27 protein-coding genes are annotated in these 26,966 nt (G+C 70.8%); 12 read left to right on the forward strand and 15 right to left on the reverse strand.

Features of this window, described 5'->3' with window-relative positions:
- Positions 1–45: 45 nt before the first annotated feature.
- The 5 genes from ASF40_RS02050 to ASF40_RS02070 form a co-directional block, all read right to left on the reverse strand.
- Positions 46–1,368: a DUF1254 domain-containing protein gene (locus ASF40_RS02050; RefSeq protein WP_056365675.1), complete on the reverse strand. Its 1,323-nt coding sequence runs from the start codon at positions 1,366–1,368 to the stop codon at positions 46–48.
- Positions 1,369–1,373: 5 nt separating this feature from the next.
- A complete protein-coding gene (locus ASF40_RS02055) occupies positions 1,374–2,816 on the reverse strand; it encodes a DUF1254 domain-containing protein (RefSeq protein ID WP_082496797.1) in 1,443 nt (480 codons plus the stop codon).
- Positions 2,817–2,952: 136 nt separating this feature from the next.
- Complete coding sequence (locus ASF40_RS02060; protein WP_056365677.1) at positions 2,953–5,235, reverse strand: esterase-like activity of phytase family protein; 2,283 nt, start codon at positions 5,233–5,235, stop codon at positions 2,953–2,955.
- A gap of 155 nt (positions 5,236–5,390) precedes the next feature.
- Positions 5,391–5,867, reverse strand: coding sequence for a hypothetical protein (locus ASF40_RS02065; RefSeq protein ID WP_056365681.1), 477 nt, complete (start codon positions 5,865–5,867; stop codon positions 5,391–5,393).
- On the reverse strand, positions 5,864–6,751 hold the full coding sequence (locus ASF40_RS02070) for a LysR family transcriptional regulator (RefSeq protein WP_056365684.1): 888 nt from the start codon (positions 6,749–6,751) through the stop codon (positions 5,864–5,866). The genes ASF40_RS02065 and ASF40_RS02070 overlap by 4 nt, the downstream gene beginning before the upstream one ends.
- A 112-nt stretch (positions 6,752–6,863) precedes the next feature.
- Between ASF40_RS02070 and ASF40_RS02075 the strand changes: the two genes are divergently transcribed.
- Entirely contained in the window at positions 6,864–7,799 is a 936-nt protein-coding gene (locus tag ASF40_RS02075; protein ID WP_056365687.1) for an aldo/keto reductase, read from the forward strand.
- Between the two features lie 103 nt (positions 7,800–7,902).
- On the opposite strand, the gene ASF40_RS02080 is transcribed toward ASF40_RS02075, so the two are convergent.
- Complete coding sequence (locus ASF40_RS02080; RefSeq protein ID WP_056365691.1) at positions 7,903–8,715, reverse strand: shikimate 5-dehydrogenase; 813 nt, start codon at positions 8,713–8,715, stop codon at positions 7,903–7,905.
- Positions 8,716–8,812: 97 nt separating this feature from the next.
- Here ASF40_RS02080 and ASF40_RS02085 point away from each other — a divergent pair, with 97 nt between their 5' ends.
- Complete coding sequence (locus ASF40_RS02085; protein WP_200919410.1) at positions 8,813–9,268, forward strand: GyrI-like domain-containing protein; 456 nt, start codon at positions 8,813–8,815, stop codon at positions 9,266–9,268.
- Positions 9,269–9,325: 57 nt separating this feature from the next.
- On the opposite strand, the gene ASF40_RS02090 is transcribed toward ASF40_RS02085, so the two are convergent.
- Positions 9,326–10,012 carry a type 1 glutamine amidotransferase domain-containing protein gene (locus ASF40_RS02090; protein ID WP_056366702.1) on the reverse strand — a complete coding sequence of 229 codons (687 nt, stop codon included), beginning with the start codon at positions 10,010–10,012 and terminating at the stop codon, positions 9,326–9,328.
- 118 nt (positions 10,013–10,130) lie between these two features.
- Between ASF40_RS02090 and ASF40_RS02095 the strand changes: the two genes are divergently transcribed.
- On the forward strand, positions 10,131–11,030 hold the full coding sequence (locus ASF40_RS02095; RefSeq protein ID WP_056365694.1) for a LysR family transcriptional regulator: 900 nt from the start codon (positions 10,131–10,133) through the stop codon (positions 11,028–11,030).
- Between the two features lie 57 nt (positions 11,031–11,087).
- Here the strand turns inward: ASF40_RS02095 and ASF40_RS02100 are convergent, their stop codons facing one another.
- Together ASF40_RS02100 and ASF40_RS02105 are read right to left on the reverse strand one after the other, a co-directional pair.
- Positions 11,088–11,267 carry a CsbD family protein gene (locus ASF40_RS02100; RefSeq protein ID WP_056365696.1) on the reverse strand — a complete coding sequence of 60 codons (180 nt, stop codon included), beginning with the start codon at positions 11,265–11,267 and terminating at the stop codon, positions 11,088–11,090.
- A 41-nt stretch (positions 11,268–11,308) separates the two neighbouring features.
- Positions 11,309–12,226, reverse strand: a complete 918-nt coding sequence (locus tag ASF40_RS02105) for a YrzE family protein (RefSeq protein ID WP_235560097.1) — start codon at positions 12,224–12,226, stop codon at positions 11,309–11,311.
- Between the two features lie 164 nt (positions 12,227–12,390).
- Between ASF40_RS02105 and ASF40_RS02110 the strand changes: the two genes are divergently transcribed.
- Together ASF40_RS02110 and ASF40_RS02115 are read left to right on the forward strand one after the other, a co-directional pair.
- Positions 12,391–13,203, forward strand: a complete 813-nt coding sequence (locus ASF40_RS02110; protein WP_056365699.1) for an alpha/beta fold hydrolase — start codon at positions 12,391–12,393, stop codon at positions 13,201–13,203.
- Entirely contained in the window at positions 13,200–13,508 is a 309-nt protein-coding gene (locus tag ASF40_RS02115) for a SelT/SelW/SelH family protein (RefSeq protein ID WP_056365702.1), read from the forward strand. The genes ASF40_RS02110 and ASF40_RS02115 overlap by 4 nt, the downstream gene beginning before the upstream one ends.
- A gap of 76 nt (positions 13,509–13,584) precedes the next feature.
- On the opposite strand, the gene ASF40_RS02120 is transcribed toward ASF40_RS02115, so the two are convergent.
- From ASF40_RS02120 to ASF40_RS02130, 3 genes are all read right to left on the reverse strand, one after another.
- Entirely contained in the window at positions 13,585–14,022 is a 438-nt protein-coding gene (locus ASF40_RS02120) for a hypothetical protein (RefSeq protein WP_056365705.1), read from the reverse strand.
- 164 nt (positions 14,023–14,186) lie between these two features.
- Positions 14,187–15,257 (reverse strand): alcohol dehydrogenase AdhP, encoded by a 1,071-nt coding sequence (gene adhP / locus ASF40_RS02125; RefSeq protein ID WP_235560098.1) that lies wholly within the window; start codon positions 15,255–15,257, stop codon positions 14,187–14,189.
- Between the two features lie 107 nt (positions 15,258–15,364).
- The gene (locus tag ASF40_RS02130) at positions 15,365–15,799 is read right to left on the reverse strand and encodes an Lrp/AsnC family transcriptional regulator (RefSeq protein ID WP_056365707.1); all 435 of its coding nucleotides are present in this window, start codon (positions 15,797–15,799) and stop codon (positions 15,365–15,367) included.
- 124 nt (positions 15,800–15,923) lie between these two features.
- Between ASF40_RS02130 and ASF40_RS02135 the strand changes: the two genes are divergently transcribed.
- The 3 genes from ASF40_RS02135 (at position 15,924) to ASF40_RS02145 (ending at position 18,458) form a co-directional block, all read left to right on the forward strand.
- A complete protein-coding gene (locus ASF40_RS02135; RefSeq protein WP_056365710.1) occupies positions 15,924–17,300 on the forward strand; it encodes a pyridoxal phosphate-dependent decarboxylase family protein in 1,377 nt (458 codons plus the stop codon).
- A 97-nt stretch (positions 17,301–17,397) separates the two neighbouring features.
- Positions 17,398–18,117 (forward strand): hypothetical protein, encoded by a 720-nt coding sequence (locus ASF40_RS02140; protein WP_056365713.1) that lies wholly within the window; start codon positions 17,398–17,400, stop codon positions 18,115–18,117.
- The gene (locus ASF40_RS02145; RefSeq protein WP_056365716.1) at positions 18,114–18,458 is read left to right on the forward strand and encodes a hypothetical protein; all 345 of its coding nucleotides are present in this window, start codon (positions 18,114–18,116) and stop codon (positions 18,456–18,458) included. Before ASF40_RS02140 ends, ASF40_RS02145 begins: the two co-directional genes overlap by 4 nt.
- Positions 18,459–18,666: 208 nt before the next feature.
- On the opposite strand, the gene purB is transcribed toward ASF40_RS02145, so the two are convergent.
- Both purB and ASF40_RS02155 read right to left on the reverse strand, forming a co-directional pair.
- Complete coding sequence (gene purB / locus ASF40_RS02150; protein WP_056365719.1) at positions 18,667–20,049, reverse strand: adenylosuccinate lyase; 1,383 nt, start codon at positions 20,047–20,049, stop codon at positions 18,667–18,669.
- A gap of 47 nt (positions 20,050–20,096) precedes the next feature.
- Positions 20,097–20,600 carry a low molecular weight protein-tyrosine-phosphatase gene (locus ASF40_RS02155; protein WP_056365721.1) on the reverse strand — a complete coding sequence of 168 codons (504 nt, stop codon included), beginning with the start codon at positions 20,598–20,600 and terminating at the stop codon, positions 20,097–20,099.
- A gap of 163 nt (positions 20,601–20,763) precedes the next feature.
- Between ASF40_RS02155 and ASF40_RS02160 the strand changes: the two genes are divergently transcribed.
- The 3 genes from ASF40_RS02160 (at position 20,764) to ASF40_RS02170 (ending at position 25,319) form a co-directional block, all read left to right on the forward strand.
- A complete protein-coding gene (locus tag ASF40_RS02160) occupies positions 20,764–23,382 on the forward strand; it encodes an ExeM/NucH family extracellular endonuclease (RefSeq protein WP_056365724.1) in 2,619 nt (872 codons plus the stop codon).
- A gap of 138 nt (positions 23,383–23,520) precedes the next feature.
- Positions 23,521–23,823 (forward strand): hypothetical protein, encoded by a 303-nt coding sequence (locus ASF40_RS02165; RefSeq protein WP_235560099.1) that lies wholly within the window; start codon positions 23,521–23,523, stop codon positions 23,821–23,823.
- Complete coding sequence (locus ASF40_RS02170) at positions 23,820–25,319, forward strand: hypothetical protein (protein ID WP_056365727.1); 1,500 nt, start codon at positions 23,820–23,822, stop codon at positions 25,317–25,319. The genes ASF40_RS02165 and ASF40_RS02170 overlap by 4 nt, the downstream gene beginning before the upstream one ends.
- 1 nt (position 25,320) lies before the next feature.
- Here ASF40_RS02170 and ASF40_RS02175 read toward each other — a convergent pair whose 3' ends face one another.
- Positions 25,321–25,710: a phage holin family protein gene (locus tag ASF40_RS02175; RefSeq protein WP_056365730.1), complete on the reverse strand. Its 390-nt coding sequence runs from the start codon at positions 25,708–25,710 to the stop codon at positions 25,321–25,323.
- Positions 25,711–25,820: 110 nt separating this feature from the next.
- On the opposite strand from ASF40_RS02175, the gene ASF40_RS02180 reads away from it, so the two are divergent.
- Positions 25,821–26,909 carry a histidinol-phosphate transaminase gene (locus ASF40_RS02180; protein WP_082496798.1) on the forward strand — a complete coding sequence of 363 codons (1,089 nt, stop codon included), beginning with the start codon at positions 25,821–25,823 and terminating at the stop codon, positions 26,907–26,909.
- Positions 26,910–26,966 lie beyond the last annotated feature (57 nt).

The following is a 26,966-nucleotide window of genomic DNA, read 5'->3' on the forward strand; positions in this document are numbered from 1 at the left end:
TCGTCCCGCGACTGTCGTTTCACGGTCGGGAGGGCGCGGGCAGCGTCAGTCGAGGCGGGTGATCGGCGTCGGAGAGTAGGTGCCGTTCAGCACGGCCTCGCCCGGCATGTACATCCGCAGGATCGGGCGGAACGCGCCCTCGGGTGCCGGGAGCCAGTTGGCCGCAGCATCCGGATCCGACGGCCGCGTGCGGCTGATGCGGATCGTGAGGCCGCCGTCGGCGTCGGTGATGATCCCGGGCGTGCGATCGCCCACCGAATAGCGGTCGATCTCGTTCGCGACGAGGTAGAACTCCGGAAGTGCGTACATCGTGACCGACCAGAACGCCCCGACCGGCGGGGGCGGCGACAGCTGCAGCTCGTACTCGTGCTCACCCGTGAGCGGTTGCCCGTCGCCGTCGAGGAACGTCATGACGTAGGCGGCTTCGTACCCGTGGTTGCCCCACAGCCCTGCCTTCGCCGCCACGGCGCGCTCGACGATCCGGATCTTCGGATCGGCGATCTTCCACGCGGGATCGTCCATCGCACCGGCCTCGAAGAAGTCGAGGTTGTAGTCGAACACGTGGAGGGTGGCCGACCAGGCGCCCGGCTCCGCACCGGTGGCGGCACCGGCCATCGCCGTGGCGATCACCCCCGCTCCGCCCTCGAATCCGGCGCGCAACGCGGCCCGCTGCTCGTCGCTCAGCTTGCCGACCGGCGCATCGCCGGTGAGGCCGAGCGCCGCGAACGACGCCTGCAGCGCCTCGTCGCGCGGAGCGGGAGGGAAGGCCTGCGACCACACGCGGTACTTCTCCCAGAAGTCGAGCACGTCGTCGCCCTGAGCCTCGACCGCAGGAACCCCGGTGGCCACCGCACCAGGATCGAGCGGCGTCAACGTGGTGGCGTCCTGCAGCGCGTGGACGGCCGGCAGATCCTCGACACCCGAGCAGGACCAGCGGCCGACGATCGACGCCACTCGCGTCGGCGAGTGGATGACGGTCGACCCCTCGGCATCCCCATCCCATCCCGGCGGGACGATCAGGAACTCGCCGGCATCGTTGCCCGTGCCACGGGTGCCGACGTAGGCGAAGTTGTCGGTCCAGGCGTCGACGAACTGCAGCACGTGATACCGATCGGACGCCGGCACCGAGAGCCGGACCGGCCCGACCCCGAGGTCGAGCGATGCCATCGAGTAGACGGTGTCGTTGTTGATCGACACGAACGTATCGGCGGCCGTGGCCAGGGTGCGCGCGTGCGAGAACGCGTTGAACGGCGCCTGCGGGTTCGAGCCGACGCCGGTCGACGTGTAGCGGACCACCTGCTCGAGGTCGAAGACCAGCGGGAACCCGTAGAGGTACGCCTCGGCGGCGAGGGTGTCGAGGTCGGTCACGGCGTTCAGGCCCCCTTCACGAGCTCGGGCAGCTGCCACGTCTTGTCGAACCAGGGCTCGAGCGGGCCGTAGAGCCGGAGCATGGGGAACCAGGATTTGCCGGGGATCGTGGGGATCCAGTTCGCCTCCTTGCCCTCGGGCGCGGTCGGCGAGAACCACAGCACGGACGAGCCGTCGTCTTCGGACTGCACCGTCCCCGAGAGGCTGGCGAGCGCGGGGTACGGCGTGGACTGCAGGAGCGAGCGGGTCTGCGTGTCGTAGAGGTCGATCGCCCAGAAGTTCTTCGCCGGCGGGTCCGCCGGGATCCGCAGCGAGTATGTCGCGGAGCCGTCGAGCGCGTGGCCGTCGGCATCCTCCGCGGTGTACGCATACGCCGAGCCGGAGCCCACCTGCGCATGCGCCATCGCCGGCGTGATCACCGTCGCGAAGTAGTGGAACTGCGTGCGGGCGTCGAGATTGAGGGCGCCGCCGCGCAGGAACTCGTAGCTGCCGCCCACGAACGCGTTCTTCCACGACGAGCCCTCCCAGAAGAAGGCGTCGGGGTCGCGCGGCTTGTAGACGAGCGCTCGCGAGATCGCCGCACCGATGCGGGCGGCGTCGTCGAGGATGGCGCGCCGGTGGGCGTCGGGCTCGAAGGGCGTGCCGTGCACGAGTCCGATCGAGGCCAGGGTGCCGGCTCTTTCGGGGTCGAGCGCCGTCGGCGGCTCCTCCGAAACGAGCTGCGCGATCTCCTCGAAGAACGTGAAGTCGTTCGCGTGCACGGTGTTCTGCAGCACGGGAGCGATGTTCAGGAAGGTGTTCTCGCGGGGCGAGTCGGCTTCGCTCAGCGGGTAGATCCGCGTCTCCTTCATCGCGGGAACACCGCCCAGGGTGCGCAGCACGACCCAGTTCGCGTAGGTCGGCGAATCGTACGTGTAGTACCCCTCCGGGCGCTCGCCGTCGTAACCCGGCGGCAGGAAGAGGTACTTGCCGCCGGCGCCCTTATCGGGCCCGGCGATGCCCATGTCGGCGACGTACCGGAACCAGAAGTCGTCGACGACGCACAGCGACTGCGGCGGCGCCTCGATGACCGTCGGCCCCCAGGCCTTCAGATCGAGGAACGTCGTGCCATAGGTCGTCTCGGTGTTCGGGGTGAGGAAGATGCCGCCGGAGTTCGCCCGGGGGTCGGTGTAGCCGATCTTGTCGGGCGCATCCACGCCCGCCGTCCGCAGACCGTTCCGCATCGCGACCAGCGAGGCTCCCGGCATCGCAGTGAGGAACGCGTCGATGCCGCGCAGCAGGTCGAGTGCGTCGAAGATCGACCGCACCGAGTCGGTCTTGGGCACGCCGTCGAAGAACTCGAAGTCGCCGAACGGCGTCGAAAGGACGTCGGGCGTCGCGAGGTGCGTCACCTCCTCCGCCAGCTGTTCCTTCGTCAGTCCCGCCCCGGGGGTGCCGTCGATGGCCATACTCGTCCCTTCGTCCAAAGCGCCGCCCCCCGGCGGCGCCCATCCTCCGCATTTTGCCAGGCGGAGGTGGCGCGCACGGCGAAGGGCGGGGGATGCCGCAGCATCCCCCGCCCGAAATCGGCGATGTCGTCCCGGCTCAGCCCGCGAGCGTCACCGTGTCGATGGTCACCGCGGCGATGCCGGGGTGGTCGCTGAAGACGCCGTCCATGCCGGCGGCGACGAACGCGCGGATCTCACCGTCCAGGTCGCCGTAGGCGGCGGGGTCGGCGCTGGAGCGGAAGTCGGCGGGCAGGAACTGGTTCTCGGCCCGGAACGTCCAGCCGTGCACCGTGAGCCCCGCGGCGTGCGCGTCGGCGATGACCGCGGTGGGCGTGCCGAGGCGTCCTTCAGCGGTACGCGGGATCATGACGGACTTCTCGAGTCCCACCCCGTCGGCGTAGGTCGCGATCTCGGCGAGGCCGGCCGGCGTCACCAGGTCCTTGTAGGTGCGCGCGTCACCCGCGAGCGTGAAGTCGTACGGACGGCCCGACCCGTTCACGAGCTGGGCGAGCGTGACGTCGGTCATCTCGTCGAGGTCGCGCAGATTCGCGGTCTCGAAGCTCTGCAGGATCACCGGCGCGTCCGTGCGGTCGAGTCCGTTCGCCTTCAGGGCCGCGACGAGCGGCTCCTCGAGCGACAGACCGATCGCGTCGAAGTACGACGGATGCTTCGTCTCGGGGTACACGCCGACGGGCCGGCCGTCGCAGCTCACCGAGTGGCGAGCGAGGTCCATGACCTCGTCGAGCGTCGGGATGACATAGAGCCCGTCGAACGCGGTGTTCGCGGGACGCGTCTGGGGCAGGCGCTCCTTCGCGCGGAGGGTGCGCAGCTCGGCGAAGGTGAAGTCCTCCGTGAACCAGCCCGTCACCGAGACGCCGTCGATGAGCTTCGTGGTCTTGCGTGCGGCGAACTCGGGGTGCGACGCGACATCCGTCGTCCCGCCGATCTCGTTCTCGTGACGCGCGACCAGGACGCCGTCCTTCGTGGAGACGACGTCCGGCTCGATGTAGTCGGCGCACTGGACGATCGCCGTCTCGTACGCGGCGAGCGTGTGCTCGGGACGCGAGCCGCTCGCGCCGCGGTGGCCGATGAGGCTGACCGTCGACGGCTCGATCTTCGTCTTGTCGAGGTCGATGATCGCGAACTCGGTGTCGTCGGGCGTGCCGGGGATGCGCGCGTCGTTGCCGGGGTAGTTGTTGTCGTTCCCGATGAGCAGGCTGCCGTCCTTCAGCTGCACGACGGTCTCGAACGACTGCACCGGCAGCGAGTAGACCTCGCCCGTGCCGTAGCCGTCACCCGCGCCGATGCCGCTCGGGTTGGCGATGCGCAGCGCGTCGAGCACGAGCGTCTTCTCGAGGTAGCCCTCGGCGTCCGTGCGCCGCAGGTCGACCTGGTACACGCGCTTGGTGACGGACTGCTCGCCCTCGAAGTCGTCGCGCTCGATGAGCAGGAGCACGTCGTTCTTCACGGTGAAGGCATCGCCGATGACGTTCGGCTCCTGGTCGGTCTGGTAGCTCCACGTGCGGCCGGTGTAGGCGCCGGCGCGCGTGTCGAACTCGAGGATCTCGCGGCGGCGCAGGTCGCTGTCGTCTGCGTACGAGCCTTCGACGACCGGGTGGAGGTAGCGCCCGTTCACCGAGGCGGCGAGGGCCTCGAAGCCACGGCTGGCCCGCACGCGCGGCGTCTCGCCGGACTGCAGGTACGGGTTCTGCGGAGACTTCGCGCCGTCGAGCGAGAAGGGCTTCTCGAGCAGCGTGCCCTCGGCGTCGAAGTGCAGCAGGAACGGCCCGAACTCCTCGCCGACCCAGAAGGTGCCGTCCTTGGCCCTGACGACGGACTCGATGTCGAAGTCGGCGCCGGTGAGGAGGCGCTCGGCGGTGCCGTCGCCCACGATCGGGAAGTCGAGCACGTGATTGCGGTCGTTGTACGACACGACCCGCTCGATGCGGATCTCGCCGGCGCCCCCGGCGGCCGTCTGCCACGCCGGACGCACGAGGTAGTTGCGCAGCAGGAAGTCGGCGGAGTTGCCCTTGGCGCCGAAGCCGTTGTCGGGCTGCGCCCAGAAGGTGCCGTCGCCGTTGTCGATCGCGGCCGAGAATCCGGGGATGACCTGCCCGTTCCACGGACCGGTGCGCCCATTGGCCGTGCTGGCCAGGGCACCCGACGCCGGGCCCGGCTCGAGGTGGTCGGCCGAGAGCGTCGCCCGCGCGACCAGCGTCGGCACGTGCGTCTGCACGTACGGCGACTGCGAGTCGCCGGACGCGGTGGCGACCGGCTGGGCGAAGGCGGCGGAGGTGGGGAGGAGGGCGACGGCGGTGGCCGTCGCTGCTGCCGCGGCGAGAAGGCGCGGCAGGACGCGTCGTGTGGGGATTCGACTCATGCCCTCGACGCAACCGGGGTCGCTCGGCCGCGCGCTGACCGATCGCCGACCATTCCGCGACGGCCCGGTGAACGGGTGGCAAGCGGCGCGTGAGAACGATCTCACCGACGGCAAGACGATGGATGCTGCCGCACAAGCCCTGATCGGGGTCGCGGTCAGAGCGCGGCGAGCAGCGCCGCGAGCGGCGGCGGCACGCGATCGAGCGGCACCGCCTCTGCGAGCAGCCGGGCGTAGCGCGCCTTGTTGCCGCTGCGGCCCCCGAAGAAGCGCGCGAGCTGCGCGTCGACCGGACGTTCGCGCTGGAACGGCTGGCGCTGCAGACTCCGGAACGACTCGAGCTCGCCCTGCTCCGCGATCACCGCCTCGACGCCCGCGACGCCGAGAGCGCGCACGAACTCGGCCTCGAGGTCGGGGTCGCACACGAACACCGTGTCGAGCACGCGCTCGAAGTCTCTCCGCTCCCCCACATCGACGAGACCGACGAGCGGTACGCCGACGAGCTCCCCGACCGCGCGGCGGGCGCCCTTGGAGCCGCCCACGACACGGACCTCCGGCATCCGTATCCCCATCCGCGTCGCGAGCGTCTCGAGAGCGATCCGATCGCTCTCACCTTCGACCAGTACGACGGTCATGCGGCCTCGGCTTCGGCACGCTCCTCGTCGAGGATCTCGAGCAGGCGGGGTGCGAGCGAGGCGGTGCTCGCGATGAGGGTCGACACGATCCACTCCGGCGCACCGGAGGGGACCGGCAGGGCGACCAGGCCCTTCGCCTGGGGCTTGTTCGCGACGTGCTGCGGCACGATCGCGACGCCGAGCCCGCGCACGACGAGGTCGAGCAGCGTGTGCACGTCGTCGACGCTGCAGCGCACCCGCCGCTCGACGCCGTGCCGCTGGAACGCGTCGTCGTTGATCGTCCGCAGCGCCCACGCCGGTCGGAAGTCCACGAAGTCGGCGTCGCGGAGGTCCTTCCACCGCGACACCGGACGCTCGGCCAGCGGGTGGGCGGGCGGGACGATGAGCACGAGGGGGATCCGCGCGAGCTCCGCCACGGCCGGCACCGGCGCGGGGTCCGCGCTGGCGACGAAGGCGACGTCCAGCTCGCCGGCCGCGACATGGTCGACCAGCTGATGCGACCCCGCCTGCACGAACTGGATGTCGACGGCAGGGTGGCGGCGGTGGAACCGCTCGAGGAGCAGGTTCACGTCGAGTGCACCCAGGCACTGCTCGGCGCCGATGCGCAGCGAGCCGGCGAGCTGGTGCGACGCGCGGACGACGGCATCCCGTCCCGCGGCCGTCTGGGCGAGGATCTCGCGGGCGTGCGGCAGGAGCGCGAGCGCGGCCGGCGTCGGCTCGACAGAGCGCGTGGTCCGCTCGAAGAGCTTCGCGTCGAGCTCTTGCTCGAGTCGGCGGATCGCCGCCGACAGGCCGGACTGAGAGACGCGGCATCGCTCTGCGGCGCGGGTGAAATGCCGCTCCTCGGTGAGGGTGACCAGGTACTCCAGCTGGCGGTGCTCCATGGTGTATCCATTCGTTTCGATTCTCAATCGCAGAATATACAGTTGTTGGACTTCTTTGTGGGCGGTGCCTAACGTGGACCCGGCAGTACTGACCCGACCCGAGAGCGGACCCATGAAGACCATCGAACTCACCGGCGTCGAGCGCCCGGCGCCCAACGTGGTGCTCGGCCTCATGCGCATCCAGGACCTCGACGACGACGCCGTGCGCACGCTGATCCGCACCGCGCGCGACGCGGGCATCGACTTCTTCGATCACGCCGACATCTACGGCAGCTCCCTGCACGGCTGTGAGAGCCGCTTCGCCGAGGCGATGCGGCTCTCATCCTCCGAGCGCGCGGAGATCACCATCCAGACCAAGGCCGGCATCGTCGGCGACGGGCCGTACTTCGACTTCTCGTACGAGCACATCGTCGATTCGGTGGAGGGGTCGCTGCGGGCGCTCGACACCGACTACATCGACATCCTGCTGCTGCACCGGCCCGACGCCCTGGTCGAGCCCGACGAGGTCGCGCGGGCGTTCGACGACCTCGAGGCGGCGGGCAAGGTGCGGGCGTTCGGCGTCTCGAACCACACCCCGCGCCAGATCGATCTGCTGAAGAAGTCGGTGCGCCAGCCCATCGTCGCGAACCAGATCCAGCTGTCGATCACCCACTCCCCGACCATCGCGCAGGGCGTCGCCGCGAACATGCACGGCGAGGAGCAGTCCCTCACGCTCGACGGCGGCGGCATCATCGACTACTGCCGCCTGCACGACATCGCGGTGCAGGCCTGGTCGCCGTTCCAGGCGGGCTTCTTCACCGGCGTGTTCCTCGACTCGCCCGACTACCCCGAGCTCAACGCGGTGATCGACCGTCTCGCGCGGAAGTACGACGTGCCGCCGATCGCGATCGCGGTGGCGTGGATCACCCGCCATCCGGCGCGTATGCAGGTCGTGCTCGGAACGACGAGCTCCGAGCGTGTGAGCGGTGCCGCCGAGGGTTCGGACATCCCGCTGACCCGCGCCGAGTGGTACGAGCTGTTCCGGGCCGCGGGCTACCGCGTGCCCTGACCCGACGCCGGTCTCATCGAGCCGAGGCGTTTCCGCCGAGACCGAGGGCGACGTCCTCGGTCTCGGCGGGAATCCCCTGGCTCGCGGTCGAGGGCGGGCCGGTCTACTGCCGCGAGAACTCCGATGCGCGTTGGATCTGGTCGAGCGTCGGCGTGACGCCGGTGTACCGCTCGAACTGCCGGGCCGCCTGCAGGGCGATCACCTCGGCACCCGTGATGACCGGGATGCCGCCGCTCCGCGCCGCCCGGATCAGCGGGGTCTCGGCGGGGTAGGCGACGACATCGAACACGGTCTGCGCCGCGTCGACGTGCTCCTGGGAGAACGACAGGACGTCGGCGTCGGCCCCGGCCATTCCGAGCGGGGTGACGTTGACCAGCACCGCGTGCCCGGGCGCCGGGTCGGCCGTGGTGCTGCGGAAGCCGTACTTCTCGGCGATCCGGGCGCCCGCCTCGGCGTTGCGTGCGACCACGGTGACGTCGTCGAAGCCCGCGCCGCGGAACGCCGCGACGACCGCCTTGCCCATGCCGCCCGATCCGCGCACCAGCACGGGGAGCGCCGGGTCGACGGCATGCCGCTCGAGTAGCTCTGCGACCGCCTCGTAGTCGGTGTTCGACGCGACGAGGCGCCCGCCCTCGTTGACGATCGTGTTCACGGACTCGATCGCCGCGGCGGAGGGCTCGATCTCGTCGACGAGCGGGATCACGGCCTCTTTGAACGGCATCGACACCGAGCACCCGCGGATGCCGAGCGCCCGCACCCCGCCGATCGCGGCCTCGATGTCGTTCGTCGTGAACGCCTTGTAGATGAAGTTCAGCCCGAGCTCGTCGTAGAGGAAGTTGTGGAACCTCGTGCCGATGTTGGAGGGGCGTGCGGCGAGGGAGATGCAGAGGACCATGTCCTTGTTCAGAATGGGCACGGTGCCATTGTGCCCCGCCGCCGATGTCCGACCCCAGGGCGACGATCCAGGAGGCGAGATTCACGCGCCGCCCCCGACCCTCGAAGGAGAGCACAGGATGACCGCCATCGAATACCGCCGGCTCGAGCCCGTCACCGTCTATGCGGCATCGGGCGTCGCACCGGGCGGTGAAGGCGTACCCGCCGTGATCGACCGCATCCTGCCGCCCCTGCACGGTGCCCTCGAGGCCGCGGGCGTGGAGTACCGCGAGCCCGGCACCTTCTGGTACGAGCCGCTCGACGGCGGCGACCTGCGGGTGTGGGTCTCGTGGATCGCGGGCGACGAGCCGGTGGAGGGCGACGGCTGGCAGGTCGTGGAGCTGCCCGCAGTCGAGCGCTCCGCCGTCACGACCTACCGGGGCGAGATGAGCGGCATCGCCGATGCGTGGGCCGCGTTCATGCAGGCGGTCGTGGCAGACGGCGGCGAGTTCGACGGCCCCTGCCGCGAGGTCTACCTCCAGGCCGACGGCCCGCAGTCCACGTGGGTGACCGAGCTGCAGCAGCCCGTCGCCTGACCCTCGCACCGACGCGGAGACCGATGCCGCGGGCCGCTGCATCCGCCTCCCTCGGCGTCAGCGAGCGGCGAGCACCTCGACGAGGCGCCGGGCCGTGGCCACGCTCGACTGCGGGTTCTGTCCGCTTACGAGCGAGCCGTCCACGACGACCGTGACCGACCACGGCTCACCCGACGCGACGACGGCCCCGAGGTCGCGCAACCGCGACTCGACGAGGTACGGCGAGGCATCCTTGAGGCCGCCCTGGTGCTCCTCCTCGTCGGTGAAGACCGCGAGCCGGCGCCCGGCGAAGGCGAACGAGCCGTCCTCGCGCACCGCGCTCAAGAGGCCGGCCGGACCATGGCACAGCACGCCGACCACCGCGTCGCGGTCGATCGCGTCGACGAGGAGCCGTCCGAGGTCGGCATCCGTCGCGAGGTCCACCATCGGTCCGTGCCCGCCCGGCAGCGCGATCGCGTCGTACTCGTCGGTCTTCACGTCGGCGAGGTCGCGGGGGTGCGCGAGCAGGGCGTCGATCGACGCGAGGTAGGCGTGCAGCTCGTCCGAGGACTCCTCGCCGAGGCTGCCGGGGTCGACCGTGGGGCGTACGCCGCCCGGAGTCGCGATGTCGACGGTGTGACCCGCGGCGACGAGCCCGCGGTGCAGCTCGACGAGCTCCTCCGCCCAGAATCCGGTCGGGTGCGCGGTGCCGTCGGTGAGCGCGATGGTGTCCGCGCCAGTGACAGCCATGAGTACGTGTGCCATGTCTTCTCCGTTCAGGTGGGCGCTCGGTGCGAGCCGCTGCGGGAAGGAACGAGGCATCCATCGGCATCATTTCCTACAATGCTGTTTAGTCATAGATTTCTTGATGGACGGATGCCGCATGCAAGAACTCGACCTGCTGCACACGTTCCTCGAGGTGCACCGGGCGGGGTCGATCACCGCCGCCGCGGCGCGGCTGGGTGTCAGCCAGCCGTCGGTGAGCGAACGGATCGCCCGGCTCGAGGGCGAGCTCGGCACGCCGCTGTTCACGCGCTCGGCACGTGGAGCCACCCCGACGCCCGCCGGCGACGCCCTCGCGGTACGCGTGGCCGGGCCGGTCGACCGCCTGCGCGAGGTGTGGGTCGCGCCCGCCCCCGGCCCCGCTGAGACGGTCCGGATCGGAGGTGCGAGCGACGTTGTCGCGTCGAGGGTCATCCCCGCCCTGGCGCCGCTGACGGGCGAGGGCGTGAGCCTCGCGTTCACCCTGGGCCTCGCCCACGACCTGCTCGCACGCCTCGCGGACGGTGAGCTCGACGTCGTGGTGTCATCGGTGCGGACGCCGGTGCGCGGCATCCGTTATCGCGGTCTCGTGGACGAGGAGTTCGTGCTCGTGGGGGCACCGGCGCTCGCTCGGACGATCGACCGGAAGCGCCTCGCCGCCGAACCGGCGGGGGCGCTTCAGCACCTGCCCCTCGTGGCCTACGACGCCGACCTGTCGATCGTGCGCAGGTACTGGCGCAGTCAGTTCGGGCATCGACCCGCCAATCCCGTGGCTGTCACGGTGCCCGACCTGCGGGGTGTACTCGCCGCCGTTGTGGCGGGAATCGGCATCTCGGCGCTGCCCCGCTACCTCGCCGAGCCCGCCATCGGCGCCGGCACCGTCGAGGTGCTGCACCGCTCCGACGAAGCGCCGATCAACACCCTGCACCTCGCGATCCGAGCCGCCGACCCCCCGACGCCCGCCACCGGCCGTGTCATCGACGCGCTGGCCGAGCGGGCGCGCGGCTGGGACGTGTTCTGAGCGCACGCACGACGATGCCCCGGGTCCGCCGGGAGCCGGGGCATCGTCGTCGGCAGGTCACCGGTCGCCGGTGACCGCGTCCTTGATGTCGTCGCCGGCCTTCTTCATCTTGGCGCTGGCCTGATCCGCCACGCCTTCGGCCTGCAGCTTCTCGTTGCCGGTCGCGTCGCCGACCTTCTCCTTCACCTTGCCCTTCATGTCTTCGGCATTGTGCTTGATGTCGTCATCCAGACCCATGGCGGATCCCCTTCTCTTCGTTGTCTTTCATAGGGCGAGGCTCAAGAGCGGGCGCGATCCACGCGGTCCACACCGTCCAGTCCGACGCGGTCGACGCGGCGGTGGTAGCTCATGCCGGCCATCCCGCCCAGGACCGCGGCGACGAGCGTGATCACGGCGGCGCCGATGGCGGTGAGGATGCCGGTGAGCGTCGCCGTGTCGGCGGTCACCGGGATGCGCGGGAAGATGTCGACGTTCGCGAGGATGTCCCACTGGCTGCCGGCGATCAGCGTGATCACCGCGACCACGATCGCGATGAGGATCGCCCACAGCCACACTGCGAAGCCCTGCTTGGCGCCGCTGAAACGCGCCATGCGGCCGGCGACGTAGCCGCCGGCGAAGTAGGCGATGAACAGCACGACGGCGATGGCGATCGCCCCGATGATGGTGGCCGCGCCCGTGTTGCCGGTCGCGGCCTCGGCGGCGTCGTCGACCGCCTGGGGCGAGGTGAGGCCGATGGCAGCGCCGATCGCGGCGACAACGGCGGTCAGCGCGACGAGTGCGCCCAATGCCGTGAGCCAGCCGAAGAAGGCGCTGCCGAACTTGATCCCTCCGAAGCGCTCGCGCTCGCGGGCGACGACGACCTCGCGCAGCGACGCCTCGCGGGTGTCGGTGACGCTGTCGACATCTCGCGTGCGACGCGCCTCCTGGGCGTCCGGCACGCCGTCGCCGTCGCGATCGCGCACCACGTGGGCGTCGCGGTCGCGGTAGATGCGCTCGGTGTCGTCGGCGACGCCGTCGCGGTCCGCGTCACGGGCGCGAGTGCCGTCGATGTCGCGGGTGGTGTCGGTGCGGGGATCCGTGTCGAGGGGACGGGTGCTGCCGGCATCGGGGTCGCGGGCGAGATCGCGATCACGATCCAGGTCCGCGTCGGTCCTCCGCGGGTCCGTCGTGCGGTAGTCGCGGTTGTCGGTGCTCATGAGGTGAACGTATGCGGAGCACGCCCCGACCCTCAGCCCGGTTGATATCCCGCGCGGTGGGAGGTAACCTGTGCGGCCTTTCCGCCTGGGGGGAAAGGACTTGGGGACCCTTCGCCGGCGCTCTGGTGCACTTGAGCGCGCGGGCGCGGGAGCAGAATGGCGATATGGATGCCGTCGCCTCGTTCCCGCGCACCGAGATGCCGCCGCCGAGCTACATCATGTCTGCGGAGGGGTACCAGCTCGCGACGTACGCCTGGGGCGAGCCTGACGCCGACCCCGTGCTGTGCGTGCACGGGTTCGCGTCGAGCTGCCGCGACAACTGGGTGGAGACCGGCTGGGTGCGCATGCTCACCGCCGCCGGATATCGCGTCATCGGCGTCGATCAGCGCGGCCACGGCGCGAGCGACAAGCCCGATGACCCCGTCGCCTACTCGATGAGCGCCTTCGTGAGCGACCTGATCGCCGTGCTCGACACGTATCTCGTCGATGACGTCCGCTACGTCGGCTACTCGCTCGGTGCCCGTGTCGGCTGGCAGCTCGCCGTCGACGCGCCGGAGCACGTGAGTCGCGCGGTGCTGGGCGGTATCCCCGACGGGCGCCCGCTCGGGCGGCTGCGCATCGAGCAGGCCCGCGCGTATGCCGAAAAGGGCATACCCGTCGAGGATCCGGTCACCCAGAACTACGTGAAACTCGCCGAGCGTGTCCCTGACAACGACCTGCGCGCTCTGATCGCGCTCGCCGAGGGCATGCGGTTCGGCGACGCCGACCCCGACCGGGAGCGGCCTCCGCGGCAGCCGGTGCTGTTCGCGACGGGTACGGAGGATGCGATCCTCGAGCGCTCGCGGGCACTCGCCGCGACGGCGCCGAACGGCCGTTTCATCGAGATCCCGGGGCGGCATCATTTCAACGCCCCGGGCTCGCGCGCGTTCCGCGATGCGGCCGCGGAGTTCCTGGCGGCGGAGGGGACAGGCGTATGAGCCATCACATCCGCGTCGTCTACTGCACCCAGTGCGCGTGGATGCTCCGCGCGGCATGGGTCGCACAGGAGCTCCTCACCACCTTCCAGGACGAACTCATGGGCGGCGGCGCGACGCTCGAGCCGGGCACCGGCGGGATCTTCGAGGTCTACGCCGACGATGAGCTCGTCTGGTCCCGCAAGGCTGACGGCGGCTTCCCCGACATCGTCGCCCTGAAGCGCCGCGTACGCGACCGCATCGCTCCCGGCCGGGCCCTCGGCCACGCCGATCGCGCCGCTCCGACGCCGGCCGGCCCCGACCGCTGAACCGCGCACGACCGCGGGGCGCAGCATCCGTATCTCTGACGGATGCCGCGCCCCGCGGTGCGTCGGTCGCGCCGGGTCAGGCCACGGCGGCCGCGACGAGCTCGGTGATCTTCTTCTCGACCGCGGGCGTCCAGGCGAGCACCGCGAACCCCGTCGACCAGAAGTCGCCGTCGTCGAGGTGGGCGTTCTCGTCGAACTGGATGGTCGCGTAGCGGGTCTTGAACTTCGAGGCCGGCTGCGTGAAGACGACGACCTTGCCGGCCGCGTTCGCGTACGCGGGGAAGCCGTAGTAGGTCTTGGGCACGAGGTCGGGAGCGACCTCGCCGACCACCTTGTGCAGGCCCTCGGCGATGTCGCGGTCGGTGCCGTCGAGCTTCTCGATCGCCTCGCGGACCTGCTTGGTGCCCGCCTCGCGGCTCTTGCCCGCCTTGGCCTGGTCGCGCAGCTCCTTCGCGCGATTCTTGACCGCCTCGCGCTCCTCCTGCGACAGTCCGTCCGATGCCGTCTTCGCCATGATGCTCCTCCTCACGCTCGTGGGCGCCTTCGCGTCCCGTGATCCTCACGCTACCCACGGCGATTCGGCGGCGCTTCTCCATTCCTGCTTGATCGTGGCGACGTGCACGAGGCAGGGGCGAGGCATCCGCCCCGCCCCTGTGCTCCCGTGACACCTCCTCGGCGTCACTCGAACTGCATCACGATGCGGCCGTCGATCCTGCCGTGCTCCATGCGCTCGAAGATGTCGTTGACGTCGTCGATCGACTCGACGGCGACGGTCGGGTGGATCTGGCCGCGCGCGTAGAAGTCGAGTGCCTCGATCATGTCCTGGCGCGTGCCGACGATCGATCCGCGGATCGTGATCGCGCGGAGCACGATGTCGAAGATGTCGGCGGGGAAGTCGCCCGGCGGGAGGCCGTTGAAGACGATCGTCGCGCCGCGGCGGGCGACGCCCAGCGCCTGGCCGAAGGCCTTCGGGTGCACGGCGGTGACCAGCACGCCGTGCGCGCCGCCGGTGCGCTCCTGGACGACGGCGGCCGGGTCCTGCGTGAGCGCGTTGACCGTGAGTTCGGCGCCGTGCCGGCGGGCGAGCTCGAGCTTGGCGTCGTCGATGTCGACGGCGGCGACCCGCAGGCCCATCGCGCGGGCGTACTGGACCGCGATGTGGCCGAGTCCGCCGATGCCCGAGATCACGACCCATTCGCCCGGACGCGCCTCGGTCATCTTGAGTCCCTTGTAGACGGTGACGCCGGCGCACAGGATCGGCGCGACCTCGACGGGGTCGGCGCCCGCCGGGATGCGGGCGGCGAAGCGCTCGTCGACGAGCATGTACTCGCCGAAGCTGCCGTCGACGGAGTACCCGCCGTTCTGCTGGTCGGGGCACAGCGTCTCCCACCCGGTGCGGCAGAACTCGCAGACGCCGCAGGCGCTCCAGAGCCACGCGTTGCCGACGAGTTCGCCGACCGCGAGCGTCGTGACGCCCTCGCCGAGGGCGACGACGCGGCCGTACCCCTCGTGCCCAGGGATGAGGTCGGACTTCGGGGCGACCGGCCAGTCGCCGCGGGCGGCGTGGAGGTCGGTGTGGCACACGCCGGTGGTGAGCACCTTCACGAGCGCCTGCCCGGGGCCGGGCGCGGGGATGGGCACGTCGCGCACTTCGAGAGGCCGGTCGGGCGCGGTGACCACGGCTGCGCGCATCGTGCCGGTGGGGGTCGCGGTGCCGTGTGCTGCGTGCGAGTCGGTCAGGATCGTCATCGATATCACTTCCCTGGGGCGGGCGTTCGCCGCCCTCTGATCCGACGGTAGGCGCGCGTACGTTGCACGACGTTGCGGTCGGGCGCGGTCGTCCCGCTCCCCTGACCTCAGGCGACGGCCGAGCTCAGGAGGATGCTCGTCTCGCTGTCCCGCACGCCCGCGGTGCTGCGGATCGCCGCGAGGGCGCCGTCGAGGTCGCCGAGGCTCTCGCAGCTGAGCTCGGCCACGAGATCCCAGCGACCGTTGGTCGTATGCAGTGCCGCGATCTGAGGGATGCCTCGCAGCTGACGGATCGCGTCCCGCGCGTCGTGTCCCTCGACGGCGACCAGCGTGATCGCGCGTACGGCGGAGTCGCTCGCGACATCGTGCAGGCGCACCGAGAAGCCGGCGATGACGCCCGATTCGACGAGCCGCTCGATGCGCTTGTTCACGGTCGTGCGCGTGACGCCGAGCCGCTCCGCGAGCCGAACCACCGACTCCCGGCCGTTCGCGCGGAGCAGCGAGATCAGGCGACGGTCGAGATCATCCAGCGGAGCCACCATGCACAGAATGTACCCCGTCTATACGCAGAATGCGTATCGGGTCGCCGAATTGACGCGAGATGCTGATTGAAAGGCGCAGTGGTACGCGCATAGCCTGGCCACGCCACCTCTGGAAGGACTCACCGTGACCGCGCCTGAAGACATGCACCGCATCTCGCCCGACACCCGCCACACCGTCGAGGACGTGCTGGAGTACGCGCGGCGCCGGGCCCTCTACGAGGACGTGCCGCTCGACAAGCCGATGACCCCGCGCGACCTGGAGCGCCTGGCGTCCGGTTCGATCACCCCCGAAGGCATCGGCTCGCGGCGCGCGATCGCCCTCTTCGAGAACGTCCTGGCCCCGGCGTGCGTGTCGACCGACCACCCCGGGTACCTCTCGTTCATCCCCTCGGCGCCGAGCAAGGCCGCGCTCGCGTTCGACGTCGTGGTCTCGGCATCCGCCATCTACGGAGGCTCGTGGGTCGAGGGCGCCGGCGCGGTGTTCGCCGAGAACGAGGTGCTGCACTGGCTCGCGAAGGAGTTCGGCCTGCCGGCGGGAGCGGGGGGCGTATTCGTGCAGGGCGGCACGATCGGCAACCTCTCGGCTCTCGTGACGGCTCGGGATGCTGCGCGCCGCCGTGCGGCGGACGAGGGGCGCCAGGCGCCGCCGCGGTGGGTCGTCGTGTGCAGCGCCGAGGCCCACTCGTCGATCGCGTCGGCCGCGGCCGTCATGGACGTCGACGTGGCGACGGCCGAGGTGGATGCGAACGGGCGCCTGCACGGTGACGCGGTCGTCCGCGTGCTCGACGAGCACGCGGCCGCGGTGTTCGCGGTGGTCGCCACCGGTGGCACGACCAACTTCGGCATCGTCGACGACATCGCGAGCGTCGGGGCCGTCGCCCGCGAGCGCGGCATCTGGTTCCACGTCGACGGCGCCTACGGCCTCGCGGCGATGCTCGTCGAGAGCATGCGGCCCGTCTTCGCGGGCGTCGAGCTCGCCGACTCGGTCATCGTCGACCCGCACAAGTGGCTGTTCGCGCCCTTCGACGCGTGTGCTCTCATCTACCGGGAGCCCGCACTCGCGCTGTCGGCCCACACCCAGAAGGCCGAGTACCTCGACACCCTCACCGGCAAGCCGGACTGGAACCCGTCCGACCTCGCGATCCAGCTCACCCGCCGGGCACGAGGCCTGCCGATGTGGTTCTCGCTCGCGACCCACGGCACCGACCAGTACCGCGCCACGATCGAGTACGGCATCGACCTGGCGCGCCGCATCGCCGACGAGATCGCATCGCGCGAGGGCCTCTCGCTCGTGCGCGACCCGCAGCTGTCGGTCGTGGTGTTCCGACGCGAGGGCTGGACGCTCGCCGACTACGAGGCGTGGTCGAGCAGGCTGCTCGAGGAGCAGCACGCGTTCGTCGTGCCGAGCTCCCACGCCGGCGAGCCCGTGCTGCGGTTCGCGATCATCTCGCCGCTGACGACGTTCGAGCTGCTCACCGCGATCCTCGACACCCTGGACTGAAGCCGCCGACGGGTGCCCGGAAGCTCCCAGCCTCCACGCACGTAGACTGGGGGCATCCGTTCTCATTCCTGAGAACCCGCCGCTCCGCAGGATCACCGTGACCTCAGCCGATTCCCGCACGTTCGCCGTGCGCCACGTGCAGCTCGCACGTGCCGCATTCGCGGCGCTCGCGGCGCTCATGATCACGTTCTCGCCGGACCACTCGGCCCTGGTCGGCAGCTCGGTGTTCAGCGGCTTCGCGATCGCGACCGGCCTCGTGCTGCTGCTCGCGGTGTGGCTGGTCTACCCGAAGGGACTGCGCTGGCCGTCGGCCGCGCTCGGCGGCGTCGCCATCGTCGCGGGCATGGCGAGCGGCCTCCTCCCGCTCCGCACGGTCACCGGGTACTTCGTCATCGTGATCGCGTGGGCGCTCATCAGCGGCGTCATCGAGCTCATCGCGGGCTGGCGCGGCCTCCTCGGTCGGCGCGAGCGGCGCGAGATCGCGCCGGGTGTCGCCGACGCGCGGCCCGCCGCGCTCGTCGGTCCGCGCTCGGAGAGCCGCGATGCGGCCGTCGTGGGCGCCCTGACGATCCTCCTCGGCATCGCGCTGCTGTTCGTGCAGCCCGCGTACGCGCTGGACTACACGATCGAAGAGGCCCACGCGACGTTCACCCTCACCGGCATCACGATCGGCGTCGGCCTGTTCGGCGGCTACGCCGCGATCGTCGCCGTGTACCTCGGCATCGCCGGCTTCTCGCCGCGCCCGGCCGAGACCCCCGACATCACGGCGGGGGCGTCCGCGTCCGCCGATCCCACCCCCCAGAAGGACTCCGCGTGAGCCACGAAAGCCCCACCCGCCGCGACCTCATGAAGCCCCTGCAGCTGCTCGGGCTGGCCTTCGCGGCCGCTCTGTTCGCGGGCATCGTGACGCTCGTGTCGATGGGCTTCTTCCAGCAGCGCGCCGCCGGCGAGGCGGAGCGCGCGGTGGTCACGGCGCTCGTCATCGCCGGCATCAGCTTCATCGCGGTGCTGCTGATCGTGTCGCTGCTCCTCCTGGCGGTCGACCCCGCCCAGGTGACGAAGCGGATCGACAAGCCCGTGCTCTTCGACGAGAACCCCGACGAGCCCGAGCAGGGCGACAAGCCGGATGCCGCAGCATCCGGCGACCAAAAGGCCTGAACCCGACGGACCGACTTCGTACCGTCCACCTCGCGGGGTCCGGCCACAGAATCGGATCCGCCGGTGCGGACGTGACGAGCGACACGCCGGTGACGGATGCTGCCGCCCGGCGTGTCACGTCGATCATCCGCTCCCGCGGATCCGAGGTTGAGTGCGGCGCCCTCCACGGGGGCACGTCGGACTGCGGTGCGGCCGCGGACCGGAGCGGTCAGCCCAGCTCGTCGACCAGCTGTGAGGCGAGGCCGTCGTAGGTCGCGGGCGTGAGCGCGAGCAGGCGCTCCTTGGCCTCGTCGCCGATGTCGAGCCCGCGGACGAACTCGGCGAGCTCGGGGGCGCCCACGCGGCGGCCGCGGGTGAGGTCCTTGAGGAGCGCATACGGGTCGCTGATCTGCGAGCGCCCGGCCGCGATCTCGGCGCGCACGACCGTCTGGATGGCCTCGGCGAGCACTTCCCAGTTCTGGTCGAGGTCGGCCAGCAGCACGTCCTCGGCGAGGGAGATCTCCTTGAGGCCGCGCTGCAGGTTGTCGAGCGCGAGCAGCGAGTGCCCGAACGCGACGCCGATGTTGCGCTGCGTGGTCGAGTCGGTGAGATCGCGCTGCAGGCGGCTCGTGACGAGCGTCTGCGAGAGGGTCGCGAGGAGGCCCCCCGAGATCTCGAGGTTCGCCTCGGCGTTCTCGAAGCGGATGGGGTTGATCTTGTGCGGCATCGTCGACGAGCCCGTGGCGCCGGCCACCGGGATCTGCGTGAAGTAGCCGATCGAGATGTAGGTCCAGATGTCCGTCGCGAGGTTGTGCAGGACGCCGCCGGCGTGACGGACGCGGTCGTAGAGCTCGACCTGCCAGTCGTGCGACTCGATCTGGGTCGTGAGGATGTTGAAGTCCAGCCCCAGGCCCTCGATGAACGCGCGGGAGACCTCGGGCCAGTCCACGTCCGGCGCGGCCGAGAGGTGCGCCGACCACGTGCCGGTCGCGCCCGAGAACTTCGCGAGGTACTCGCCGCCCTCGATCTGATCGGCGACGCGGGCGAGGCGCCACGCGAACACCCCGAGCTCCTTGCCCATGGTCGAGGGCGTCGCCGGCTGGCCGTGCGTGCGCGACAGCATCGCGGCGTCGCGGTGGTTCACGGCGAGCTCGGTGAGCGCGGCGATGACGGCGCGCAGCTTCGGCAGCCACACGCGTTGCACCGCGCGCTGCACGGTCAGGGCGTACGACGTCGAGTTGATGTCCTCGCTCGTGCACGCGAAGTGCGTGAGCTCGGCGATGGCGTCGAGTCCGAGCGTCGACAGGCGGTCGCGTACCAGGTACTCGACGGCCTTCACGTCGTGACGGGTCACCGACTCCTTCTCGGCGAGCCAGTCGATCTCTGCCTGCCCGAACTCGAGGTAGAGCGCGCGCAGGCGCTCCTTGTCGGCGTCGGCGAGCGGCGAGGTGCCGAACAGCGAGCGGTCCGTGAGGGCGATGAGCCACTCCACCTCGACCTCGACGCGGGCGCGGTTCAGGCCCGCCTCCGAGAGGTACTCGCCGAGCTCGCCGACGGCGGGGCGGTAGCGCCCGTCGAGGGGACTGAGCGGCTGCGGAGGCAGAGAGGTCATGGGGGCTCCCGTCGGTATCGCCGAGGACGACCGTCGATCCGGTGTCTTCACACCGGGCGGATGGCGGGTTCGAGTTGCCGGAAGAGCGCCCGGCTCGCGCTCTCGATCATACCGAGCACCTCGTCGAACATTCCGGGGCCCGCGTAGTACGGGTCGGGGACGTCGAGGGTGCGGGCCGAGGGATCGAAGGCCAGCAGCAGGGCGATCTTGTCGGCGTCGCCCTCTGTGCGGGCCCATCCGCGCAGGATTCGCTCGTGGCTGCGGTCCAGCGCCACCACGAGGTCGCTGCGCGCGAAGTCCGAGTGCGTGAACTGCCGCGCGCGGTGGTGCGATCCGTCGTAGCCGGCGCGCTCCAGCGCCTCGATCGTGCGGAGGTCGGCCTGCTCGCCGACGTGCCAGTCGCCGGTGCCGGCGCTCGTCGAGGCGACGCGAGTGCCGAGGCCCGAGGCATCCGCGAATCCCCGGAACACCACCTCCGCCATCGGCGAGCGGCAGATGTTCCCCGTGCACACGAACACGACGCGGAAGGGCGTCGCGTCGGTCGCGGTCATGGGTTCCATTCTGGACCGAGCGGACACCGAACGTTAAGGAGTTCTCCTCTCAGGGTCTTCCGGTGACGGATGCTGCTCGCCTAGCTTGTGACGAACGGGCGGCGACCAGGCCGCCCTTTCCCCATGCGCGGTCCACAGACCGCCGTCATCCCGTGGAGGTCTCGTGTCCCCAGTACCCCGTCCCATAGCCGCTGCGATCGCGGCCGCGGCGCTCGCCGCCGGAGGAGTCGTGGCATTCGCCGCGCCCGCGGCCGCGGCATCCGGTGATCTGTTCATCAGCGAGTACGTCGAAGGCTCCTCGAACAACAAGGCCATCGAGATCTACAACCCCGGCACGACGGCGGTCGACCTCGCCGCGACCGGATACAAGCTGCAGCAGTACTCCAACGGCAGCCCCACGGTCAGCCTTACGATCAACCTCACCGGCAGCGTCGCCCCCGGGGATGTCTACGTGTTCTCGCACGCGCTCGCCAACGCGGCGATCCTCGCCCAGGCCGACCAGTCGGCGAACCTCGGGCTCTTCAACGGCAATGACGCCGTCGCCCTGGTCAAAGGCACCGAGATCGTCGACGTCATCGGTCAGATCGGTGTCGACCCCGGTTCTCAGTGGGGCACCGGGCTCGCGTCGACGATGGACAACACGCTGCGCCGCAACGCGAGCATCGTGCAGGGCGACACGAGCGGCGCGGACCCGTTCGATCCCGCCGTCGAATGGACCGGCTACGCCAGCGACACGTTCGACGGCGTCGGCTGGCACCTCACTCCTCCCGACCCCGATCCCGAGCCCGTGGCGGACTGCGCGGCGACTCCCGTGACGATCGGCTCTGTCCAGGGCTCCGGTGCGGCGTCGCCGATCCCGGGACAGGACGTGCTGATCGAGGGCGTCGTCGTGGGCGACTTCCAGACCGGCGGGTTCGACGGGTACTACGTGCAGGATGCGGGTGACGGCAACGCCGCGACCTCCGACGGCATCTTCGTGTACGCGCCGGGCGGCGCGCCGGTCGACGTCGGCGACAGTGTCAGCGTTGCGGGCGAGGTCGCGGAGTTCTTCGGTCTCACGCAGGTCGTCGCCGCCGACGTCGAGGTGTGCGCGACCGGCCAGGCGCTGCCGACGGCGACGCCTCTCACACTCCCGGCGACGAGCGCGCAGCGCGAGGCGCTCGAGGGCATGTACGTGACGCTTCCGCAGAACCTCGCGATCGGCGAGACGTTCGAGTACGGCCGCTTCGGCACGATCACCCTCACCAACGGCCGCCTCGACACGCCGACCGCGGTCGTCGAGCCGGGGGCTGCGGCCAACGCCCTCGCTGCCGCCAACATCGAGAACAGCATCACACTGGACGACGGTCGCGGCAGCCAGAACCCCGACCCGGCCATCCACCCGGACGGCGCGGTCTTCACGCTCGACCACTCGTTCCGCAGCGGCGACCTCGTCCAGAACGCCACCGGCATCCTGGACTACCGCTTCGACACGTGGGGCGTGCAGCCGACCGAGGGTGCCGACTTCACGGTCGCAAACGCCCGCACCGGCGTGCCCGACGTGGGCGGCGACCTGAAGATCTCGAGCTTCAACGTGCTGAACTACTTCACCTCGATCGACCCGACCCCGACCAACTCGGGTGACGACGACGACTACCGGGGTGCGGACACGGCCGAGGAGTTCCAGCGCCAGCAGGACAAGATCGTCGCTGCGCTCGCCGCGATCGACGCCGACGTGTTCGGCCTGCTCGAGATCGAGAACAACGGCACCGCGGTCCAGGCGCTGGCAGACGCGCTCAACGCGAAGGTGGGTGCGGGCACCTACGTGCCGGTGACCACCGGTGTGATCGGCACGGACGCGATCACCACGGCCGTCATCTACAAGCCGTCGACGGTGACCCCCGTCGGGACGTACCAGCTGATGACGAGCGCCGTCGACCCGACCTGGTCGGACGCGCGGCACCGCCCCGCGGTCACGCAGCGGTTCGCGTCGACCGAGACGGGCGAGGAGTTCGTGGTGTCGGTCAACCACCTGAAGTCGAAGGGCTCGGCGTGCTCCGAGAGCCCCGACCTCGAGGACGGCCAGGGCAACTGCAGCGCGTCGCGCACGGCGGCCGCCACGGCGCTCACGAAGTGGCTCAACGAGACGGTGGCTCCGGACGGTCGTGCGATCGTCATCGGCGACCTGAACTCGTACGACCACGAGGACTCGATCGACGCGTTCGCCCGGGGCGGCTTCACCGACCTGGAGAAGCAGTTCAACGGCGAGCACGCGTACTCGTACGTGTTCGACGGCCAGCTGGGCTACCTCGACTACGCGCTCGCGCAGCCCGCGCTCACCGCGGACGTGTCGGCGGTCGCGTCGTGGCACATCAACTCCGACGAGCCGAGCCTGATCGACTACGACATGTCGTTCAAGCTCCCGGCCCAGGACGCGCTGTATGCGCCGGACGCCTACCGTTCGAGCGACCACGACCCGGTGATCGTCGGGCTCAACCTGACGCCGCCCGACACGACGGATCCGACCATCGAGGTGACGGCGGACCCGGAGCTGATCTGGCCGCCGAACAACAAGATGCGCACGGTGCAGTTCTCGATCGACGCGGCCGATGATCGCGGCGATGTGACCGTCGAACTCACCGATGTGAGCGTCTCGGGCGCGAACGCGTCGTGGACCCAGGTCGACGACGACACGTTCACGGTCAAGGCCGCGAAGGGTGCCGTCTACCACTTCACCTGGACGGCGACGGATGCTGCGGGCAACGCCAGCACCGACACGGTCGAGGTGGTCGTGGGCAAGTAGCCCGCGATCGCTCCGCCCCCAGGGGCGTCGTTCCGAAAGGAGCGGCGCCCCTCCTCCACAGCCGGGTGGGGCGCTGCGCCGTGAACAGATCGTCGCGCGGGCGGCCGCGGCAAGGTCGCTCCCCGCGACGATCGACGGGTGACACTGCTTGAACCGGCCGCCGATGCGGCCTCTCACCACCTGGCCCAGATCGCGCGGGAGCTCGCACGCATCATCGACCGGATCACGGATGCCGCGACCGTCGCCCGCGGGCTCGCCGACGCCGTCGATTGGCAGGCGAAGGCCGCAACCGCGTTCCACGATCGGGCGACGCTGTGGGCCGGTGACGTGTCCGGCCTCGCCTGCCTGGCCGAGACAGCCCGGTACGACGTCTCCCGGGCGCAGGACCGCGCCGCGTTCGCGGGCTCCTTCCCCGGCCTCTTCCCGAGGGCGGGGCGATGAGCGACACGAAGCCCGGTCCGAACCTCGTCGATCCGGAGCCGGCGCCGGAGGTGGGGCGCCTCGGCCCGAACGAGGGCGCCATCGGCCTCCTCGCCGAGCACTGGCCGCGCGTCGACGACGGCCTGCAGATCCGCGGCGGGGGCGCCGTCGCCGTCGACACCGCGACGCTCTCGGCTGCGGCGGTCCGCTTCGACACCTCCCGGGAAGAGCTCAGCTCGATCGGCCGGCGACTGCGCGCGCTGCGCGCCGAGCTGGGGACGCACGCCGAGTACACGGCAGATGCGCGGGCCGCAGCATCCGTCCTCGCCGCGAAGCTCGACGCGGCGCAGGTCGAGGCCGATGAGATCGCCGCGGCACTGCGGCAGGCTGCATGGGCCTACGAGATGGTGGAGATCGAGGCGGCGCACCGCTCCGCCGTGCTCGCGGGCGACACCGACCGCGCGCGGCGCCTCGACGCCCGCATGACAGCCCTGGTCGACGCGCACCCCGACGCGTGGCGCATGGCACTCGGATCCCAGTTCGAGCGCGCCGTCATGTGGCCGTCGGAGCTCGTCCGCCAGGCGACGCAGTGGGGCGTCGCAGTGGGCGGCGAGGTCAGCGACCCGGGGTCGGTCGTGGTCGGCGGTGCGGCGGGGCTGCTCACGCTGGGCGGGGCAGCGGTCGTGGGGCTCTCGGGTGCCGGCCTGCTGTCTCGGAACACACGGCTCTCGGGCTCGGCCGGGCCGGTCACGGTGACCCCGGTCGTGGCCGGCCCGCCGGCGGGCGCGACCTCCGCCGGCGTCGCGTTCGCGCCGTCGCGGTCGCCCGCCTCGGTGGCGCCGCAGAGCCTTTCTGCCGTGACGGAACGGATGCCGGGGGCCGGCGACTCGCGGGTGCGCGTCGAGCGGTACACGATGCCCGACGGGTCGCGGCAGTACGCCGTGTACCTCGCCGGCATGCAGTCGTTCGACGTCGGAGGCGAGGAGCCCTGGGACAACGCCTCCAACGTCGAGCTGTACGCGGGGCAGAGGTCGGACTCGTACACGGCCACCCAGGCGGCGCTCGCCCAGGCGGGTGTGCAGCCGGGCGACGCCGTCCATCTCTTCGGGTTCTCGCAGGGGGCGATGATCGCGGGGCACCTGGCGCTGGAGGGCGGCTACGACACGCAGACGCTGGTCTCGATCGGGTCGCCCGTCGACACCGACGTCGGATCGGACACCCTCAGCGTGACGCTGCGGCACACCGACGACCCGGTCGCCGGCCTCGCCGGCGGCGGCCACGCCGCCGCGGTCGGCGCGCCGGGGAGCTTCGTCGCGGAACGCGTCTTCGATCCCGACGTCGGCACCGACGAGCCCCGGCTCCCCGCGCACCGGCTCAACGCCTACGCCGAGACGGCCGCGCTGGTCGATGCCTCGACCGACCCGCGGGTCGATGCGCTCCGTGATGTCTTCGCCGAGCTCGCGCGTGCCGAATCGGTCGAAGTGACCGAGTACGCGGCGACGCGCGGTGCCGGGTGAGTCAGTCCTTGCGCGGGCGGATGATGATGCCGACGATCCAGTTGATGAGGGTGATGATGATCGCCGCCACGACGCCCCACCAGAAGTCCTCGACCCGCAGGCCCCAGTTCCAGAAGCTCGTGAACCACGCGGTGAGCCACAGCAGGAACGCGTTGATGAGGAGGCCGATGAGCCCCAGCGTCAGGATGTAGAGCGGGAACGCCAGCACCTTGATGACCGTGCCGATGATCGTGTTCACGAGCGCGAAGATCGCGGCGACGATCAGCAGGGTCAGGATCAGCTGGAGCGTCTCGCCCGGCGGGAACGGGATGACCGAGACCTGGAGCGCCGGGATCAGGGTGACGACCCAGATCGCGAAGGCGTTGATGACCACGCGGATGAGGAAGCCCATAGTCCGCTCAGTCTTCCACGCCCGCGCCCGCGATCGATAGGAGCCACACCGTGCCCTGCGGCGGCCGGGGACGGGAGGCGCATCCGATCCCCCGCTCGTAGACTCGGGGCGTGACCGACGCTCCCGAGATCCCCGTCCGCGTGCGCCCCGAGGTCGCCGCCCTGCCGCCCTACAAGCAGGGCCGGCAGGCCGGCGCGGACGCGTTCAAGCTGTCGAGCAACGAGAACCCGTTCGACCCGCTGCCCGGGGTGCTCGAGCGGGTGCGGAATGCGTCGGCGCTGAACAGATATCCGGACGCGACGGCGGCACGGCTGCGCGAGCGGCTGGCCGCGCGGTTCGGCGTCGGCGCCGACGCCGTCCACATCGGTGCCGGCAGCGTCTCGATCCTCGCGCAGCTCGTGCTGGCGACGTCGGGCCCCGGCGACGAGGTCATCTACGCCTGGCGCTCGTTCGAGGCGTATCCGTGGCTCGCGGTCGTCGCCGGTGCCACCGCCGTGCAGGTGCCGCTCGCCGAGGGTGCCCGCCACGACCTCGACGCCATGGCGGCGGCGATCACCGACCGTACCCGCGCGATCATCGTGTGCAGCCCCAACAACCCCACCGGCCCGATCGTCACGCAGGCCGAGTTCGACGCCTTCGTCGAGAAGGTGCCCTCCGACGTGCTCGTCATCCTCGACGAGGCCTACGCCGAGTTCGTCACCGACCCCGAGTCGGTCGACGGACTGCGCGTGCTCGGCGGCTCGGGCCGCCCCAACGTCGTCGTGCTCCGCACGTTCTCGAAGGCGTACGGTCTCGCCGCGCTCCGCGTCGGGTACGCGATCGGGCACCCTCGCGTGCTCGACGCCGCCCGCAGCACCGCGATCCCGCTGTCGGTGACCGCCCACGGCGAGGAGGCGGCACTCGCGAGCCTCGACGCCGAGGCCGAGCTGCTCGAGCGCGTCCGCGTGATCGCCGATCGTCGCGACCGGCTGGCGGCGGGTCTCCGCGAGGCCGGGTGGGACGTCCCCGTCGCGCAGGGCAACTTCGTGTGGCTGCCCACCGGCGACGACACGATGGTGTTCGCGGCGACCTTCGAGGAGGCCGGGCTGATCGTGCGGCCGTTCGCCGGCGACGGCATCCGGATCTCGGTCGGCGAGGAGGAATCCGTCGAGCAGGTGCTGCGGATCGCGGCGACGGTCGCGGCCCGTCGTGAGGGATGACTGCCGGTGCGATTGTCGATCGCGTGCGGTGGTTGTCGGCATCCATTGTCGAACGCA

It is taken from the genome of Microbacterium sp. Leaf288, assembly GCF_001422925.1.
Lineage (GTDB): Bacteria > Actinomycetota > Actinomycetes > Actinomycetales > Microbacteriaceae > Microbacterium.

Excerpts from the sequence above, each read along its gene's own strand:
- ASF40_RS02085 (WP_200919410.1), top strand. The coding sequence starts at position 8,813 with ATGACCGCCATCGAATACCGCCGGCTCGAGCCCGTCACCGTCTATGCG.
- ASF40_RS02155 (WP_056365721.1), bottom strand. The coding sequence starts at position 20,600 with ATGACCGCGACCGACGCGACGCCCTTCCGCGTCGTGTTCGTGTGCACG.
- ASF40_RS02065 (WP_056365681.1), bottom strand. The coding sequence starts at position 5,867 with ATGACCGTCGTACTGGTCGAAGGTGAGAGCGATCGGATCGCTCTCGAG.
- ASF40_RS02110 (WP_056365699.1), top strand. The coding sequence starts at position 12,391 with ATGGATGCCGTCGCCTCGTTCCCGCGCACCGAGATGCCGCCGCCGAGC.
- ASF40_RS02060 (WP_056365677.1), bottom strand. The coding sequence starts at position 5,235 with ATGAGTCGAATCCCCACACGACGCGTCCTGCCGCGCCTTCTCGCCGCG.
- ASF40_RS02105 (WP_235560097.1), bottom strand. The coding sequence starts at position 12,226 with ATGAGCACCGACAACCGCGACTACCGCACGACGGACCCGCGGAGGACC.
- purB (WP_056365719.1), bottom strand. The coding sequence starts at position 20,049 with ATGACCTCTCTGCCTCCGCAGCCGCTCAGTCCCCTCGACGGGCGCTAC.
- ASF40_RS02070 (WP_056365684.1), bottom strand. The coding sequence starts at position 6,751 with ATGGAGCACCGCCAGCTGGAGTACCTGGTCACCCTCACCGAGGAGCGG.
- ASF40_RS02100 (WP_056365696.1), bottom strand. The coding sequence starts at position 11,267 with ATGGGTCTGGATGACGACATCAAGCACAATGCCGAAGACATGAAGGGC.
- ASF40_RS02175 (WP_056365730.1), bottom strand. The coding sequence starts at position 25,710 with ATGGGCTTCCTCATCCGCGTGGTCATCAACGCCTTCGCGATCTGGGTC.
- ASF40_RS02090 (WP_056366702.1), bottom strand. The coding sequence starts at position 10,012 with ATGGCACACGTACTCATGGCTGTCACTGGCGCGGACACCATCGCGCTC.
- ASF40_RS02130 (WP_056365707.1), bottom strand. The coding sequence starts at position 15,799 with ATGGTGGCTCCGCTGGATGATCTCGACCGTCGCCTGATCTCGCTGCTC.
- ASF40_RS02055 (WP_082496797.1), bottom strand. The coding sequence starts at position 2,816 with ATGGCCATCGACGGCACCCCCGGGGCGGGACTGACGAAGGAACAGCTG.
- ASF40_RS02120 (WP_056365705.1), bottom strand. The coding sequence starts at position 14,022 with ATGGCGAAGACGGCATCGGACGGACTGTCGCAGGAGGAGCGCGAGGCG.
- ASF40_RS02095 (WP_056365694.1), top strand. The coding sequence starts at position 10,131 with ATGCAAGAACTCGACCTGCTGCACACGTTCCTCGAGGTGCACCGGGCG.
- adhP (WP_235560098.1), bottom strand. The coding sequence starts at position 15,257 with ATGACGATCCTGACCGACTCGCACGCAGCACACGGCACCGCGACCCCC.
- ASF40_RS02115 (WP_056365702.1), top strand. The coding sequence starts at position 13,200 with ATGAGCCATCACATCCGCGTCGTCTACTGCACCCAGTGCGCGTGGATG.
- ASF40_RS02075 (WP_056365687.1), top strand. The coding sequence starts at position 6,864 with ATGAAGACCATCGAACTCACCGGCGTCGAGCGCCCGGCGCCCAACGTG.
- ASF40_RS02170 (WP_056365727.1), top strand. The coding sequence starts at position 23,820 with ATGAGCGACACGAAGCCCGGTCCGAACCTCGTCGATCCGGAGCCGGCG.